The 16,836-nt window shown below is 66.9% G+C and carries 16 protein-coding genes; 11 read left to right on the forward strand and 5 right to left on the reverse strand.

The window, feature by feature from the left end; all coding sequences use genetic code 11:
- Positions 1-8: 8 nt before the first annotated feature.
- The 9 genes from ACZ6B8_RS23380 to ACZ6B8_RS23420 all read left to right on the forward strand — a co-directional run bounded on the left by ACZ6B8_RS23380 (position 9) and on the right by ACZ6B8_RS23420 (position 12,674).
- Entirely contained in the window at positions 9-275 is a 267-nt protein-coding gene (locus ACZ6B8_RS23380) for a hypothetical protein (protein WP_471608456.1), read from the forward strand.
- A gap of 22 nt (positions 276-297) precedes the next feature.
- Positions 298-4,614, forward strand: a complete 4,317-nt coding sequence (locus ACZ6B8_RS23385) for an aggregation-promoting factor C-terminal-like domain-containing protein (protein ID WP_471608457.1) — start codon at positions 298-300, stop codon at positions 4,612-4,614.
- Positions 4,614-8,576: a hypothetical protein gene (locus ACZ6B8_RS23390; RefSeq protein ID WP_471608458.1), complete on the forward strand. Its 3,963-nt coding sequence runs from the start codon at positions 4,614-4,616 to the stop codon at positions 8,574-8,576. Before ACZ6B8_RS23385 ends, ACZ6B8_RS23390 begins: the two co-directional genes overlap by 1 nt.
- 15 nt (positions 8,577-8,591) lie before the next feature.
- Positions 8,592-9,737 (forward strand): DUF5047 domain-containing protein, encoded by a 1,146-nt coding sequence (locus ACZ6B8_RS23395; protein WP_471608459.1) that lies wholly within the window; start codon positions 8,592-8,594, stop codon positions 9,735-9,737.
- Positions 9,734-10,807, forward strand: coding sequence for a hypothetical protein (locus ACZ6B8_RS23400; RefSeq protein WP_471608460.1), 1,074 nt, complete (start codon positions 9,734-9,736; stop codon positions 10,805-10,807). The genes ACZ6B8_RS23395 and ACZ6B8_RS23400 overlap by 4 nt, the downstream gene beginning before the upstream one ends.
- Positions 10,808-10,816: 9 nt before the next feature.
- On the forward strand, positions 10,817-11,086 hold the full coding sequence (locus ACZ6B8_RS23405) for a hypothetical protein (RefSeq protein WP_471608461.1): 270 nt from the start codon (positions 10,817-10,819) through the stop codon (positions 11,084-11,086).
- Positions 11,087-11,235: 149 nt separating this feature from the next.
- Positions 11,236-11,709: a hypothetical protein gene (locus tag ACZ6B8_RS23410; protein ID WP_471608462.1), complete on the forward strand. Its 474-nt coding sequence runs from the start codon at positions 11,236-11,238 to the stop codon at positions 11,707-11,709.
- Positions 11,702-12,445 (forward strand): N-acetylmuramoyl-L-alanine amidase, encoded by a 744-nt coding sequence (locus ACZ6B8_RS23415; protein ID WP_471608463.1) that lies wholly within the window; start codon positions 11,702-11,704, stop codon positions 12,443-12,445. The genes ACZ6B8_RS23410 and ACZ6B8_RS23415 overlap by 8 nt, the downstream gene beginning before the upstream one ends.
- A gap of 7 nt (positions 12,446-12,452) precedes the next feature.
- Positions 12,453-12,674, forward strand: coding sequence for a holin (locus ACZ6B8_RS23420; protein WP_471608464.1), 222 nt, complete (start codon positions 12,453-12,455; stop codon positions 12,672-12,674).
- A gap of 79 nt (positions 12,675-12,753) precedes the next feature.
- Here ACZ6B8_RS23420 and ACZ6B8_RS23425 read toward each other — a convergent pair whose 3' ends face one another.
- Positions 12,754-12,948, reverse strand: a complete 195-nt coding sequence (locus tag ACZ6B8_RS23425; RefSeq protein ID WP_471608465.1) for a hypothetical protein — start codon at positions 12,946-12,948, stop codon at positions 12,754-12,756.
- A gap of 113 nt (positions 12,949-13,061) precedes the next feature.
- Between ACZ6B8_RS23425 and ACZ6B8_RS23430 the strand changes: the two genes are divergently transcribed.
- Positions 13,062-13,280 carry a hypothetical protein gene (locus ACZ6B8_RS23430; RefSeq protein WP_471608466.1) on the forward strand — a complete coding sequence of 73 codons (219 nt, stop codon included), beginning with the start codon at positions 13,062-13,064 and terminating at the stop codon, positions 13,278-13,280.
- A gap of 54 nt (positions 13,281-13,334) precedes the next feature.
- A complete protein-coding gene (locus tag ACZ6B8_RS23435; RefSeq protein ID WP_471608467.1) occupies positions 13,335-13,487 on the forward strand; it encodes a hypothetical protein in 153 nt (50 codons plus the stop codon).
- A gap of 52 nt (positions 13,488-13,539) precedes the next feature.
- Here the strand turns inward: ACZ6B8_RS23435 and ACZ6B8_RS23440 are convergent, their stop codons facing one another.
- The 4 genes from ACZ6B8_RS23440 to ACZ6B8_RS23455 form a co-directional block, all read right to left on the reverse strand.
- On the reverse strand, positions 13,540-14,277 hold the full coding sequence (locus tag ACZ6B8_RS23440; RefSeq protein WP_471608468.1) for a hypothetical protein: 738 nt from the start codon (positions 14,275-14,277) through the stop codon (positions 13,540-13,542).
- A gap of 236 nt (positions 14,278-14,513) precedes the next feature.
- Positions 14,514-14,969, reverse strand: a complete 456-nt coding sequence (locus ACZ6B8_RS23445; protein WP_471608469.1) for an NUDIX domain-containing protein — start codon at positions 14,967-14,969, stop codon at positions 14,514-14,516.
- A 190-nt stretch (positions 14,970-15,159) separates the two neighbouring features.
- The gene (locus ACZ6B8_RS23450) at positions 15,160-15,891 is read right to left on the reverse strand and encodes a GntR family transcriptional regulator (RefSeq protein ID WP_471608470.1); all 732 of its coding nucleotides are present in this window, start codon (positions 15,889-15,891) and stop codon (positions 15,160-15,162) included.
- Positions 15,892-15,969: 78 nt separating this feature from the next.
- Positions 15,970-16,824: a helix-turn-helix domain-containing protein gene (locus ACZ6B8_RS23455; RefSeq protein WP_471608471.1), complete on the reverse strand. Its 855-nt coding sequence runs from the start codon at positions 16,822-16,824 to the stop codon at positions 15,970-15,972.
- Between the last annotated feature and the right edge of the window lie 12 nt (positions 16,825-16,836).

Here is a 16,836-nt window from a genome sequence, read left to right on the forward strand (position 1 = left end):
TCCTGGGGATGACTGTCCGCGAACTGCTGGAACGGATCGATTCCCGGGAGCTGGCCGAATGGTCTGCGTACGAGCGCTACGCGGGGCCGATCGATGAGGCATACCTGGCCGGGGTTCTGGCGGCTCTTCATGAGCAGGTGCAGACGCTGAACCGCATGACGGGCGCCGCTCATTTCACGGACAGGAAGCACAAGAAGAATCCGGCACCCGAGCCGAAGCACTATCCGCGCCCTTATGAGCTGTACGGCTCCTCCGAGGAGGAGGGCGGCAGCTGAATAGCGAAGGTGGTGCTCGGTCTTGGCCACCATCACGTCTCTCAGCTTCGTCATCACCTCCACTTATGACGGGGCGGGTATGCGCCGGGCCCGCCGGGATCTTGACGGTTTCGGCAGCAGCACGAAGTCGCTGCACAGCATCCTCACGCCGTTCAACTCGCAGCTCAAAACGATGTCGGCGATTGCGATCGGGCTCGGGCCGGCACTGATCCCGGCGGCAGCCGCGGTGGGCGCGCTGGCCGGCGGGATGGCTGCCGCGTCGGTGGCGGCCGGTGCGGCAGCGGGTGTTTTCGGCGGTGCTCTCGCCGGGGCGCTGAAAAGCATCTCCGCTCAGATCAAGGGCCCCACCGACGCGCTGGAGCGGCAGAAGGCGACGCTGGCCGGAATGACGCCGGGAACGAAGGCGTACCGCGAGCAGCTGAAAAAGGTTGCCGAGGCTCAGAAGAACCTGAACCTGACAATCGCCGGGATGTCTGACCCTGCCCAGAAGTACATAAAGTCGGAGCAGGCGATGAAGGGCGCTTGGGGCGACTTCATCCAGGCCACGGAGAAGGACACCCTCACGCCCGTCTCCATTGCCATGGACGCGGTCAGCCGCAACATGTCGAAATTCGTGCCGATCGTCAAGGCTGTCTCGCCGCTCGTGACTCGCCTGGCCAAGGACTTTGCCAAGTGGATGGACGGCCCGGGTCTCGACCAGTTCATCGACCTGGTTCTGAAGTACGGGGTTCCCGCCCTGTCTGATTTCATCGACATGGGCAGGAGTGTCGTCGCGGTCCTTGGCAGGGGTTTCAAGGATTTCCTGCCGCTGGGAATGAAGGTTGTCGAAGCCCTGGCGCAGGGCGCCAAGAAGCTGCAGGGCTGGGCAGAGGGTGGCGGCTTCGAGCGCTTCATAGAAAAGGTGACGGACAATGCGCCGGAACTGAAAAGCATCTTCAAGGATCTCGTCAAAATTCTCGGTGCGGTCAGCGGCTCCATGGCGGATACGTCCGACGAATCGCTGACGCTCGTCGGAATCCTGACGGACCTGTTGGCTCTTCTGAGCCCTGAGATGATTACGGCAATCACTTATGCATGGCTGGGCTGGAATCTCGCTCTGGAAGGCTATGCGCTGTACTGCACGTTGGCGGCTATGGCGTCTGTTGCGCTTGCTACGGCCGCATCGCCTTTCCTCTTGCTCATAGCGGGCGCCGCCCTCACGGTCCTTGCCGTGGTCGCAGCTCTTGCGGCTCTCGCCGTAGGGATCTATTTCCTGGTCAAGTACTGGGACACGGTTTGGGGCGCCATCAAGTCGTCATGGGATTTCGTGTGGAACGGCATAAAAGCTTCCGCCGTGGCGGTGTGGGATTTCCTCACACACGGGTGGGGGCAGTTCCTTCTGATTTTGATGGGTCCCATCGGCGGCCTGATCTATGTGGCGTCCCACTGGAAGCAGATATGGGAGGGAATTAAGGTCGCGGCTCAGGCTGTATGGGATGCCCTGCGTAGCGGCTGGGCGGCTTTCACTGGCTGGCTTTCTTCCACTTGGGATATGATCTGGGGCGGACTCCTCACGGCCTGGAACGCTTTTATAGGCCCGTTCATGGAGATGTGGAATAAGGTCTGGCCGGAGATCAAGCTGGCTGCTCAGAATATCTGGAACGCCCTTAGTTCCGCATGGTCATTTCTGTGGGGCCTGATCAGGGGTGCCTGGGATATCTTCTGGGGCGTATTCGGGCCCGTGTTTGTCACGGCCTGGAGTGGCATTGTCGCCACCGCTCAGGGGCTGTGGAATCTGCTGACTTCAGCGTGGCAGCTGGTGTGGGCAGTAATCAGCTCGATCTTCCAAGTCGGCTGGGCGATTCTGTCCGGTGCCTGGCAGATCGGGTGGGCGTTGCTTACTGGTGCGGCCCAGATGGCGTGGGCGGTTCTGACGGGCGCCTGGTCTGTGATATGGGCTGTCGTGCAGGGAGTTTGGAATGTTTTCTACGCGACATTCAGCGCTATATTCTCTGCGGCCTGGAACGTAATAGTTGCCATTGCTACCGGAATATGGAATGTCGTCAAAGCGGCCTGGAGTGCGCTGTGGGCAGTCGTTACTGCGATCTTCTTGACCTTCACTGCCATATTCACTGGGCACTGGGGTGCCGCCTGGAACGCAATTAAGAATGCGGCGGCTGCTGTATGGAATTTGATAAAAGCAGCCTGGTCGGCTTTCCTGGGTGTGATCACCGCGGTTTTCAATGCCTTTGCCTCCGTCTTCTCCGCGGCTTTCCGTGCCGTCTGGGCGGCGATCCAGGCAGTTGCCGCAGCAGCCTGGTCTGCTATCCGGTCCGCATTCCAAGTATTTCTGAATGCGCTTCAGAATATTTGGAACACGGTTTGGACCGCCATTCGCTCCATCTTCCAGGCTATTGTCAATGCAGTCATTTCGATCGGGCAGGCGGCGTGGAATACGATCCGCGCGGCGCTTGATCTATTCCTGGCTGCGGTGAAGGCTGCATGGAATACGGCGTGGAGTGCGATAAAGACATATTTCAACACGGTTGTGGACGGCGTGAAGACTGCCGCTTCGGGGCTCTGGGAAAAGATACGGGAAATCTTCAGCGCCGGTTCCACGTGGCTGCGGAATACCTTCTGGAGCCCTGTTAGCAATTTCTTCACCAAGACGATACCTGCTGCTTTCGAGGCGGGGGCGAAGGCACTCGGCAAGGCCTGGGATTCAATTAAGGCGCTTGTTCGAAAGCCCATACAGGCGGTCGTTGATGTCGTTTATAACGGGGGCATTGTAAAACTGTGGAACGCCGTAGCCGGAGTTTTCTCGGCGCCGAAGCTGCACGACTTCAAGCTGCCCGCGTTCCGGAAGGGCGGCCCCGTGTCCGGGGCCGGGTCGGGTACCTCGGACTCGGTCGTCGCGCGCCTCTCCGCAGGGGAGCACGTGTGGACGGCGAAGGAGGTCGCCGGGGCCGGCGGGCATGAGGCTGTCGCGGCGCTGCGGCGCCGGGCCATGGGCGGCGCGAACGTGCGCACCTACGGCGACGGCGACCACCGGTTCAAGGACGGTGGAGGCATCTTCGGGTCGGGCTGGGGCCCGGACACCGGCCCCGATCTGGTGCCGGACGGGATCATCGGGAACATCGGCAGTGCGATCGGGAGCGCCGTCGGCAAGCTGAAGGACCTGGCGCTGGGGGCGATCTCCGGTCCCTTCGGCGCGGCCGTCGACGCCATGGTCAAGGGTGCTCAGTCCGTGATCCGAAAGCTTGTCCCCGGTGATGACACCGGCCTGGAGAAGCTGGCCGTCGGGATTCCCGCGAAGATCGGCGAAGTCGCCAAGTCGTGGGTCAGCGACAACGACGTGGCCGAGACGGGCGGCGGTGGCTTCATCCCGTGGGCCAAGTGGAAGGACGGCGACGGGACCAAGCAGACCTACCGCGGCGTCATCGTCAACCGCCGTACGGCAGCGATGCTTCACCACGCCGAGAAGATCGCCAATACGGCCTTCACGGCATTCCAGGGGTCGTACTCCAACAGCGTCGGCGCGTCCGCCGGTACGCACTCCGGGGGCGGCGCCATCGACCTGGGGCCGGCCAAGGACGCGATCGTCGGCGCGATGCGGTCGTCGGGCTTCGCGGCGTGGAGGCGTACTCCTGCCGAAGGCTTCAGCCCGCACATCCATGGCATCGCCGTGGGCGACCCGACGGCTTCGTCCGCGGCCAAGCAGCAGGTCAAGGCTTTCCAGGCTGGCAAGAACGGCCTGGCCGACAACGGTCCCGACACTTACCACGGCGGGGTGACGTCCGGTAAGTCGGTGGCGGCAGCCCAGGCGACCGGCAAGAGCCTGAACGCGGCCCGTGGCTGGGCGAAGTACTGGTCGGACCTGAAGGCCTTGTGGACCCGTGAGTCCGGCTGGCGCTGGAACGCGGACAACCCCAGTTCAGACGCCTACGGAATCCCGCAGGCGCTGCCCGGCTCGAAGATGAAGTCCGCCGGCTCGGACTGGAAGTCGAATCCGGCGACGCAGATCAAGTGGGGCCTGGGTTACATCAAGTCCCGGTACGGCAATCCCGGCAAGGCGAACTCTTTCCAGAAGTCGCACAACTGGTACGGCCTGGGGACTCCCGGCGCGGCGAGGGGGCCGGCCATTGTCGGCGAACACGAGCCGGAGTTCATCAATCTGCGGGGCGGGGAACGCATCGATCCGCTGTCCGATCTGGTCGGCCGCGGCGGCGGGGACACCAACGTCACCGTTCCGATCACCATCAACGGCCGCGCCGATCATGGCGTCGTCGACCGCCTGGAGCGCGAGCTGGTGCCGAAGCTCACGATGGCGATCAAGCAGGGAGTCGGGAGGCGCAGCTGATGACCGGTCTGGCCCACATCTGCAATGACGATTACCGCAATGAGGGCTGGTCGCTGGTCGGGTCGCTGGTCTCCCGGCTGTTCCACTGCTGGAACAACGACGACGACAGCAAGTACTGCCGCAACCCGCCCCACAAGGGGCGGGCCTGCGTCAGGTTTCCCGTGGACATCGGTACCGTCCCCGACGGCGCCGTCATCACCAGCGTGACCATCTACATCCGGTGCGCGAAAGTCGGCAGCGGCTCGCGCTCGATCACGGTCAACGTCGTCTGCCTGGACGACACCAGCAAATTCACGAGCCGCACCATCTACCCCACGACGACGCCGACCACGTACGAGGTGGCGACCTATACGCGCGACCCGCTGGGGCACCCGTGGGACATCCACCGCCTGAACAAGCTGCTGTGTCAGGTCTTCTCGGTGTCCGCGGTCTTCGACTGCATCCGCGTGTACAAGGTCTGGTGTCAGATCAACTACCGGGTGCGGCCCACCGTGACGGTAGAGGCGCCGACCGGTACGGTGCTCACGCCGTCACCGGTCATCTCCTGGACCTATGCGCAGGCGGACGGTGACCCTCAGGCCCGTGCCGAGTACCGCATCTTCACGGCGATCCAGGAGAGCGAGACGACGTTCAGCCCGACCAAGACGTCACCCGTGTACTCGGGCACGGTCGAGGGTGACATCACGTCCCAGACGCTGCCGACGTCGATCAACCCGGACAGCTACGCCGTGTACGTGCGGGTGTACTCCAGCTTCGGCGCCAAGTCGGCTTGGGTGGGCCGCGCCTTCGCAGTGCAGGGGCCGTCCCCGGGTGTACCCGGCGACGACAACACCGTGTCCGGCACACCGGGCATTGGCGTGGTCAGCGTCGTCCCGGACAGCTACGCGTCCGCGGTGGCCCTCACGCTGCGGGACAGCTCGAACCTGCTCTCCGTGCAGTCCGCGGACTTCGAGACGCTGACGGATGCCCCTGAGTACACGACCACCAACTGCACTGCGGCACAGGACACGGGTGTGTACTTCGCGGGCGTCGCGTCGCTGAAGCTCACCGCGTCCAGCGCGGCCACGATGTCAGCGCTGTCGCCCTTCGTGGAGCTGGCGCCGGACTCGCCGGTCACGGTGCGGGCGCAGTTGCGCTCCGCGGCTACGGCCAGGACGTGCAGCGTCCGCGTCCGCTTCTACGACGTGACGTACACCGCCATCGCGGGGACGCTCACGGGCACTGGTACGGACTCGACCAGCACGTGGACCGAGGTCGTGGCCACCGGTACGTCTCCGGCGACGACGGTGTACGCCAAGGCTGAGGTCGAGGTCGCCTCGCCGGCCAGCGCCGAGGTGCACAACGTCGATCACGTCGGTCTGATGTACGGGGCCGCCGCGCCGTGGTCGGACGGCGGGCACGCGAGCCGCAATATCCTGAGCGCTTTCTCTGCCACCGGAGATGACCCGGTGGGGGACAACTGGGTCGCGGGCACCGGCTCGACCATCAGCCGCGTCGCGGTCACCGGCACCGGCTCGCACGGCAGTCAGACGAAGCGCCTCACCTACACGGGCATCACCCCGTCGCTGGCCTTCAGGGCGACGGGCACAGCCTTCACGAGCCCGACGTCCGGCAGCGACTTCACGCTGAACAAGCCCGCGGGCGTGACGACTGGTGATCTGATGGTGGCCTTCGTCAGTTCGAACCAGCACTCCGTGATCACGCCGCCTGCTGGCTGGACGGCCGTCAACACCGCGAGCGTGGACGACGGCACGACGGACACGGCGCTCTTCGTCCTGAAGCGCACCGCCGGCGGCAGTGAGCCGTCGACCTGGACGGACGGCAGCCTGAGCGTGGCGAGCACCCGGCGGTACGCCGTCGTCGTCGCGTACTCCGGCGCCGCCGACGCCGTCGACCAGTTCATTGCCGAGGGTGTGCTGACCAGGGCGACGGGCACGCCGCTGTACCTGACGTCGGCGACGCTCAACAACAGCGACGTCAACGCGTGGAGGATCAGCGCCTTCGCGGTGAGCGACAACGTCACCGGCGGCAGCATGGTCGCCAACATCGCGCCGCCGGTGACGAGTCCGGAGATCGCTTACGTCGGCAGGGGCACAGCCTGGACGGCGACATCGAACGCGACCAGCTACGTGATCAACCGTCCGTCCGGTGTGGTGTCCGGTGACCTCATGGTGGCGACCGTCGCCATCTCGGACACGGTCACCGCGACGCTGACGGCGCCGTCGGGCTGGACGGTGGTCCGGCAGATCACGGAGACCGACGGCACGGCCAGTCTCCGCTTCGCGGTACTGAAGCGGACCGCGGGGTCGTCCGAACCGTCGTCCTGGACAGGCACTCTCAGCGCCACCGTGAAGCCGGTCGTCACCCAGGTGTCGGCGTACAGGAACGCTGACACGGCGGCGAATCAGTTCATCGCGGAGAACACGAGTCAGTCCGGAAGCGGCAGCACGGTGTCGACGGCGACGGTCACGAACACCGACTCCCGCGCCTGGCGCATCAGTGCCTTCGGGGCGTCCGGCGACTACGAGACGTCGTGGGGCTATACGTCGGAGGTGACGGAGCGCTCGGACAGCACGGCCGAGTATCAGATCAGCTGGTACAGCTATCGCACGGCGACGCTGATGATGGCCGACTCCAACGGCCCGGTCGGCACGGGCAGTCACAGCCGGACGGGCTCGCTGAACCGGAACTTCTACGGGGGCGCGAGCTGGGTCGGGATCATCAAGCCGCTGCCGTCGGCGCCCGCTGCGGGCGCCAACGAGACGGAGCGCTCGGACGTGACGGTCGGCTCTGCCGATCCGTGGCTGACGACCGGGGTGTACGACTCCAACGGCGTGGTGCCCGTCGGCGCGACTTCTGTGACAGGTGCGTTCACCCCCGGGTCGGGGGCGGACATCAACAGCGCGGCGTCATGGATCGGCCTGATCAAACCGGCCGTCCCGCTGGTCGCCGGCCGGACGGTCGCGACGATGCCGGACGCGGTCGACATCTCCGGGATCGATCCTCAGATTCTGCAGCTGGCCGGACAGAAGGTCACGTTTACGAGCGCGTTCCTCGGGTCGACCAGCGGCACGCCGTACCTGACGCTCGCCTTCTACCGCGCGAATCAGCTGATCACGGCGCAGACGATCCAGGGGACCAGCTTCGGCACGGCCACCTGGATGAAGTCCGCGGGGACGTACGACATTCCGCCGGGCACGACCCGGATCAAGGGGGAGGTCGCTGTCACGGACCGCGCGGTGAGCGATCTCGTCTATTTCGACAGGGTCGGGATCATGCTCGGGTCGTCGCCGGTGTGGCGCAACGGCACCGGCCGCAGCACGCACGCGGTCTGGCACGCGCCGGTGATCCAGTACGCGGACGACGACGGCGCGGGGTACGGCGACTGGCAGGTGCTGCCAGGTCTGGATACGTCGCCGCCTGTGTACGACCCGTTGAGCGGATTCGCCACGTACACCGACCAGACGGTGATTCCGCTGGTCAACCGTCGCTACCGGGCGCAGACGATCAGCTATGGCCTGGCCGGGGACCGCTTTGTCTCCGGCTTCGGCCCGCCGTCTGACGAGGTCTCGCTGACGGCGGTGGGCTGGTGGCTTAAGGACATCACCGACCCGGGGCACAACATCCCGCTGCGGGTCAAGGCTGAGCCGTTGCAGGTGGGCACGACGGGCACGTCCGTCATGTACCAGCCGCTGGGCGAAGACCGGCCGGTGGTGGTGTCCGAGGGCTACAAGGGTGACGCGATCGAGCTGACGCTGATTCTCCGGCGGGAGGAGTACGCGCCGCTGCGCAGACTACTGAAGTCCGGCCGCACGCTCTTCCTCCAGACCAATGTCGATCACGCTTGGTGGGTCAGGGCTGTCGGCGACATCCAGGCGGAAGTCCAGGTCAGCGGGCAGCGGTTCGTCGATCCGATCCGGTTCGTCAAAGTCACCTTCGTGGAGGTGGCCGCACCCGAGTAGGAAGGAGGCGGGCCGGTGATCCAACGCGCTTCGGCCCGCCTGCTTTCCGAGATCCGCAGCTCCCATCAGGTCTACGCGTATGTGGATGTGATCAGCCCGACCCAGGAGCGTGTGCGGCTTCCTGCCGTCGGCGGTGACGTGTCGTGCGACCGGACGGCCGCGATCCGGCGGACCTGCAAGGCCACCTGCGTGGATCCTCTGGGCACCCTGGTCCCCAGCGACGTGACGTCGCTCCTGACGCCGTACGGCACGGAGCTGCGCCCGTACCGGGGCGTGCGGTACGCCGCCACACCCGAGCATCCCGACGGCGAGGTCGAGGTGCTGCCCCTGGGTGTCTTCCGGCTGGCCAAGGTATCGATCCAGGACCAGCCGGGCGGCTCGCCGGACATAGGCCTCGAAGCGTTCGATCTGTCGCGGACGGTGGCGCGGGACAAGTTCATCTCGCCGTACGTCATCGAGACCGGCACGAACATCATCGACGCGATCAAGGCGATCCTGGCGCGCACCTTCGATGACCTGAGCTACGACGCGATCAGCACCACCAGGACCACCACGGCGCCGCGCCTGTACGACGTGAGCGACGACCCGTGGGATGCGGTCACCGTGCTCGCGCAGAGCCTCGGCTGTGACATCTACTTCGACGTCGAGGGCTGGGTGGTGATCGCGCCTCCACCGGACATCGACGCCCTGCCGAGCCCGGACTTCACCTACGTCGAGGGCGAGCGGTGCACGATGCTCGACCTGTCCCGGGTGCTCACCGACGAGCCCGGCTTCAACGGGGTCGTGCTGACGGGGGAGTCGCCGGGGGATGAGCTGCCTCCGGTGCGCGCGGTGGCGTGGGACGAAGAGCCGACGTCGGCGACGTACCACCTGGGCCCCTACGGCGAGGTGCCCACCTTCATCACCGACCAGCTCATCAAGACGACGGAGGAAGCCCAGGCCACCGCGGACCAGCTGCTCCGCAACCTGCTGGGCTTCTCTTCTCAGCTCTCGATCTCGGGGATCGTGAATCCGGCTTACGAGGCCGGCGCGGTCGTCGAAGTCGTGCGGGAGCGGGCGCACGTCAGCGGCCTGTACGCGGTCGACTCCTTCACCGTCCCGCTGGACGCCAAGGGCACGCAGTCCCTGACGCTGCGTCAGAAGCGGACGGGGGGCGCATGACCACCACCCCGGACGCGTCGGTACCGGCCGAGCCGCCGGTCAGCCCGGAGGAGGCCGCGGCGCAGCAGGCCGCGCAGGAAGCGGAGTCGGCTGCCTCCGCGCAGCTCGATGCCATCCGCGAGCTGGCCACGCAGATTGCCAGGCAGGCTGTGCTGGACTTCGACCCGGCGACGATCCGCAAGGGCACTGTCACCGCCATCGCGGACACCGCGGCGCCCCCGACGCTGTCCGTGCAGATCTCCGGGGACACGACGACCACGATCGACGGGGTCCGGTACATCGACAGCTACGCGCCCGTGGCCGGCGACACCGCCCTGATCATCAAACAGGGCACGGATCTTGTGGCGCTGGGTCAGATCACCGCCGCCTTTTCCGCGTCCGCCTGGACGACAGTCACGCTCGGGGCGGGCTTCGGCCACAACGGCAACGCGAACGGCTCCGTGCGCTATCGCAAGATCTGGGATCACGGCAGCCCCAAGATGCAGTGGAAGGGTGCGGCCACGCGCAGCTCAGGGACGGTCGTGGTGTCCACGCCGCTCGCTTCCGGCTACCGCCCGGTGGAGAAGCGCTCCATCGTTGTCGGCCGCACCGCGACCGGCGGCGGCAACGCGGTGAAACTCGACTTCAACCAGGACGGCACGGTCGAGCTGGTCGGCGGCACCACGGCGCCGAACGGCGGCAACACCAGTTCCGAGTCGGGCCACTCCCACGGCATGGAGAACAACGACCACGACCACGGCGGCGACACCTCGTCGGAGGGCTCGCATACGCACGGCATCGCCAACAACGATCACAATCACGGCGGCAATACGGGATCGGCCTCAAGCCACAGCCACTCCATCCCGGTCACGACGCACAAGCACGGATCGGCGGCGGACGGCGAGCCCGGCGGCACGACGTCGGTCAACGACCACGCCCACGCGGTCAGCACCACGACGCACAAGCACGGCAGTCCGGTGGCCGGCCAGCCGGGCGGCACGACCGGGACCGAGGCACACCTGCACACGTTCACGCCGACGGTCGACGATCCGGCGTGGTTTTCCTTCAACGTGGAGTACTTCCTGGATTAGGGGCGGCGCATGGACCCCGTTACCGGCGTGCTCATCCAGTACGGCGCCGTGGGTGCTGTGGCGGTCATGGCGATAGCCGCGGTCCGGGTGCTGTTCACGCGCCTTCAGGCCGCGGTCGACCGTGAGGCGCAGCGCGCCGACCGTCTCGAAGAGGAGCTGCGCAAACTCAATGAGGCGGTGAGAGGTGAGTACATCTCCACCATCACTCAGTCCGCGCAGGCGATCAACGACGCAAACCGTGCGGTCGCCGACGCCCTGGCCGCGGTCCGACGGGGTTGATCCGATGTCACGGGAGAGCGCCGACCGTCTGATTGCCGAGTCGGAGAAGCTGCGCGCGGACCTGAAGAAGACGGCGGCCCGCCTGCTCGCTTTCTCCCGCGAACTCACGACGGAAGTACAAGAGCTGCGCGACGCGGGGGGAGGTGACGATGACGACGGAGCAGGAAGCGGACCGTCTGGCACGGCTGGCTGAGCTGGCCGGTGAGCTGCTGACCGAGGTGCAGGCCCTGGCGGACGGCGGCGGGGATCAACTGGTGGCGCTGTCCCGGCGGGAGAAGGCCAACCGGCGCTGGATCCAGATCATGAGCGTGGGCATCGCGATGGTCGTCGCGCTGACCACTGCCCTCACGATCGCCCTGGTGAAGGTCGACAGCAACGCGGACCGGATCTCTGATCTGACGGTGCGGCTCGACACGTCGCAGACGCTGTACCGGCGCCAGGCCCTGTGTCCCCTCTATCAGGTCTTTCTCGACTACCAGACGCCGAAGGGGCGCGCGTCTGCGCCTGACCCCGAGCAGTACGACCGCGCCGTCTCCCTCATCAGGCAGGGCTACAAGGTCCTGCAGTGCGAGAAGTTCAACGAGCAGGCCGACGGCTACAAGAACGGGAACGGTAATGGCTGATCCGAAGTCGGCCGCGCATTTCATCGCGGCACTGAAGGCGGAAGGCGTGCGCGTCGTCGAAGTGACGGGCTGGCGCACGCACAACCGCAACAGCAAGGGTCCGTGGGGCCCGGTGCACGGCGTGATGATCCACCACACGGTGACGTCGGGGACGGCGGCCACGGTCCGCATCGTCCGTGACGGGTACGCAGGCCTTCCCGGCCCGCTGTGTCACGGGATGATCGCGAAGGACGGCCGCGTCCACCTGGTCGGCTACGGCCGCGCGAATCACGCCGGGCTCGGGGACGACGACGTGCTGACCGCGGTGAAGAACGAGGCGCCGCTGCCTGCAGACAACGAGGCGAACACCGACGGCAACCGGCATTTCTACGGCTTCGAGTGCGAGAACCTCGGGGACGGCCGCGACCCGTGGCCGTCCGTGCAACTGGACGCGATCGAGCGGGTGTCCGCGGCTCTGTGCCGGGCGCACGGCTGGACGGAGCGCTCGGTCATCGGTCACCTGGAGTGGCAGCCCGGGAAGTCCGATCCCCGCGGCTTCACGATGGGCGGCATGCGCGAGCGGGTGAGGCGCCGCCTCGCGCCGCCGCCTGCCACGCACACGGTGCGTCCCGGCGAGACGCTGTCCTCCATCGGCGCCCTGGTGGACGTGCCGTGGCCGTCCATCGCCAAGGCCAACAACATCAAGACGCCTTACCGGATCTACCCCGGTCAGGAACTGAAGATCCCCAAGAAGTGAGGCAGTCATGGCCACCGCGCCCGTAGAGAACAAGGTCACCTTTGCCACCGTTGCCGCCTACCTGGCCAGCACCGGCCTGCTGGCCGTGCTTACGGCAGTCCAGAGCGATGACCGCCTGGTCGGTGCGCTGCCGAGCGGGATCGCCCCGTTCGTGCTCGCTCTGATCCCCGCGGCCATCACCTTCGTGTCCGGCTGGGCGGCGAAGCATTCGCCGCGTGCGTCCGCCTGACCGCAGCACGGCGAAGCCCCCTCTGCCCTTGCGGGTGGAGGGGGCTTCTTTGCTGCCTTTCCGCTCAGGGTGGCGGCGGCTACTTCAGGATGCCGCGCTTCCTGAGGTCCTTGACCTCTTGCGCCGCGGTCCGGTTCGCCCTGGCCTTCGCCGCGTTCTCGCCCGCCGTCGCCCGGCTGCGCTGGATCCGCCGCATCCGTGTCCGGTAGAACGGCGTGAGCAGCTGTCTCAGGACCGGGTGCTTCGCGTCGCGGCTCTTCGGGATGTCGTTCATGACGTCCCCCTCCCTTTGTTCACCGACGGTACTCAGCCCCGGGTCAGTGGCCACTGCACGTGACGAGGCGGCTTCGACATGCCGGTCGGTCTGCTCTGCCGCACCCTGGAGGCATGGCCAGTGCAGCGGCGCCGATAGCTGTTCACCCGCCGTCCCCCACGGGCGGCCGGCGGGTCACGGTGCGCGGGCAGATCCTGGGCCTCGCCCACTCCGACCACGACGTCGTGGAGTTCCTGCGCCGCGCCGGGCTGGAGGACGCGGAAGGCCTGCTCGATGATCCGGCGTGGGTGACGTGGCGGGGCGGCCGGGCCCACCAGTACGAGGCGGCGTGACGGGCTGTCCACAGGCACACCAGTTCCCGGGTGCGCCGCTCTACAGTGCCGGGCATGGACGATGACGAGCGCCTGGCGCTGCTGACCCTGGGTGAGGCCCACGACCTGATCGACGTGCTGGCCCGGGCGGCAGGGGAGGGGGACGCGGACGCCCAGCGCCTGCTGTGCGAGGTGGCCGCGCGGGTGCCGTCGCGGGAGGCGGGGTAGGGCATGGGAGAAGCCCGGCGCCCCTGACTGGCGCCGGGCTTCGCGGTGCGCGCTAGCTCGCGAGCACCATGCGGTCGGTGCTCAGGTACAGAGGCGACATGAACAGGGCGCCGAAGCTTCCCGGCCCGTGCCTGCGATCCAGCCACGTGCACAGCGGCGAAAGATCGCCGCTGATCATGCAGGACAGAATGAGAGAGTGCAGCTCGTCCCGCTCAGCGCCGCCGATGTCCGCGAGGAAATCGGCATACCGCGCGTCCACGCCTGCCTCATACTTCGCCATGGAAGCGAGGTACGCCGCCTGTTCCGTGCTCAGGCCGGACGGCGCCTCGATGCCGGTGAGCTGCCCGGTCACGTCCCGCAGGGCGTAGCCGTCGATGCCGTCCTGTGCGGCGACCCGGTGCTGTGTCGCGATGCGGCGGGTGATGGCGCGCGCTTCGCGGTCGCACGCCCCCTCCATGACGACTCCGAGATTGCGGGTCCCGGTGGTGCCCGTCATGTCGGGAGCGGAGTACGTACGACCGCCGACGCGCCGGAAGTTGACGCCGTACTGCGTACGGATCACGGCGCCTTCCCGCATCTGGTAGCTGCGGTAGGAGCCGTAGTGCAGACAGTCGTGTGCGTAGGCCCGCAGCAGGTCGAGCGCGGCGAGCGCGGGACGGGTGGGTCCCTCTGCGGTCAGGTCGCCGTACATGGTGATCACGGCGCGCATCTGGAGGTGGCGGTACCCCTGGTCGGGGTGATGGAACCCGCCGAACGCGCCGTCCCGCGCCGAGTGGACCGCGACGTGCACACGGTCGAGGGGCAGAAGATCGGTCAGCCCCAGGTCCGCGTACCTGCGCCGCAGTTGAGCGGCGCCGTCATGGAAGAGAGAAGCATCTGCGCCCCACTGGCGCAGTGCCAGCGATGCCGTGACGAACGTGTGGTCGGGGTGCTCTGCGGTGAGCTGGTCAGGGGTGGCCCGCAGGTGTGCGAGCGCTTCCGTGAGCGGGCCGGGGTCACCGGTCAGGTGCTCGTTCGGTGCGAGGCTCAGAGTGTCGTGGTGCCGAGAATCAGAGCCCGGTGTGACTCCTGTAGCCCGTCGGGCAGGGAGTCCGGAGAGTGCCATTTCGCCTCCAGGATTTCGAACTCATCGATCTTGAGGGTGCCTCCGGTCAGGGCGGCTTCGTAGGCCACTTCGACCCGGAGCTTGTATCCGCTCTTGAGATGCACGAGCTGACCAGCCTTGACATCGAGACCGGTCTCTTCCTTCACCTCGCGGGCGATGGTGAGCGGGAACTCCTCGCCTTTGACCGCGTAACCGGTGGGCAGCCCCCAGGGCTTCTCCGGGGGCCACATGCGGTGGCGCAGCAAGAGGACGTTCCCTTGGTCGTCACGGACAACGCCAGTGACTCCGACCATGAACTTGGCGTGGGCGAACCACAGGATGCGCCACTGCAAGGGACCGCGCAGCGCCCGCCACAGACCGGCAAGGATCTTCTTCAACTTCTGCCTTCTTTCCGGGAGTCGGTGGGTGAGGCGGACCACAATGGCGCATCCGGGGTGAGTCGGCCAAACGCCGCACTCGACATGAAGCTCCTACTTCCATGGTGGACTGGTGGACTAGTCCGGTCAAGGGTGCGGACAGCAAAAACCCCCGCCAACAGCGGGGGTTTCGTGGGCAGATGACGGTGTGTCAGCCGCCCATTGGGAAGTCTTCCGTGCGACTCCAGCGCCCTCCGGGGCTGATATCCACCTCGTAGGCGAGCGGGCGCCCCTCGGTGTCGTAGGTGACATGACGCTCTTCGCGTACTGCGGAGGGATCTTCGAGGCGCAGTTGCTCTCGTTCGGTCCCGGTCGCCAGGCGCGCCATCCACCAACTGCGGCCGGTGTGGGCGCGGCGGCCGGTCTCGCGTTCGACGTAGCGGGTGGTGCCCTCCAGGATCCGTTCCCGCTGCATGAGCCGCGATGCCGCCTCGCCGGTGTCGGCCGTGAGCCAGGTCTGTGAGGTGGCGACGGGGACGTCACCTTCGAAGGTGACGCGGTGGCGGCGCACGACGGTGGCCCCCGGGTCGACGTCCAGGGCGGTAGCGACGTCATCAGGGGCGGGTACCTTCTCTGCGGCGATGATCTCGGCGTGCTCGCCGGCCGTGTAGATGGTGCCGGTGGAAGCTGCCTTGGCGTACCGGTCGCGCGCGGTGCGGGCCAGGGCGGTGCGCTCACGTACGAGCGAGCCGGTGCCCTGCTTGGTCTCGATCAGCGCCTCCTGACGCAGTACGTCAAGCGCGCGTACGACCGTGGCGCGGGCGACACCCCAGCGCTCGGTCAGGTCGCGCTCGGAAGGCAGGGCCTCGCCGGGTGCCAGTTCCCCCCGGACGATCCTGCCGCGCAAGTCGGCTGCAATCTGGTCGTACTTGGGCAGTGTCATGAGCCTCCCCCTTCTGGTGGACTGGTCCAGTAGTCATGCTTCCGGGGGTGGTGCGGCTCGTCAACAGGAGGGGCGAAATCACCGTGCAGTGAGCGCCCGCCGCGCCGCGTTGATGACGTTGTGCGCCTCGGCGCCGTGCACGGCGGACTCGCGCAGGGTGTTCCAGGTGCGCAGGTAGACCGCGACGGAGTCGGCATCGTCGATCCACAGTTCGGCGTGCCAGTCCTCCACGATCGCGAGGCGTTCGTCGTAGACCCAGAAGCTGTTGCCCGGGTAGATCTTCAGTGAGGCGCTGAACGGGATGATGCCCAGCTCGATGGTGTCCAGGCCGATGGCCCCGGCGAGGCGGTCGAGCTGGGTCGCCAGGACTGAGGGCGGGCAGACCAGCGAGCGCAGCGCGCCCTCCCACATCATGATCCGGTGCTTCTTGCCCGGCCGGTACAGCCCTTCCTGCCGCTGGATGCGGGAGCGCACGGCGTCCTCGGTGTCCCGGGGGGAGCGCATGAGGTCGGCGTGACGGGTGAAGACGTGGCGGGCGTAGTCGGGGATCTGGAGAAGTCCGGGGATCAGGCAGTTCTCCCAGATGGTCAGTGTCTGTGTCCGCTCGTCTTCCATTGCGGCAGTGTCCTGGACGGCGCGGTGCCCCTTGGCGAGCTGGCGCCGCCACGAGCGGATGTGTGATTCGAAGCCCGCCAGCCGGGCGGCGAGTTCTTCGTAGGCGTCCGGATGGCCCGACGCCTGGGCCCATGCCCGCAGGTCGGCCTGGGTCGCGGTCTGCCTGCCGTTCTCCAGCTTCGAGACCTTCGTCTTGTCCCAGCCGGCGCCGAGCCGTTCGGCAAGCTGCGTACCGGTGAGCCGACCTTCAGGGCAGGAGAAGCGCAGTTCGCGCATTCGTGCTCCGAGGGCTTCCCGTGCTTGCTGGAAGTCGGTCACCGGTCACGCTCT

The organism is Streptomyces sp. NPDC041122, from assembly GCF_055592445.1.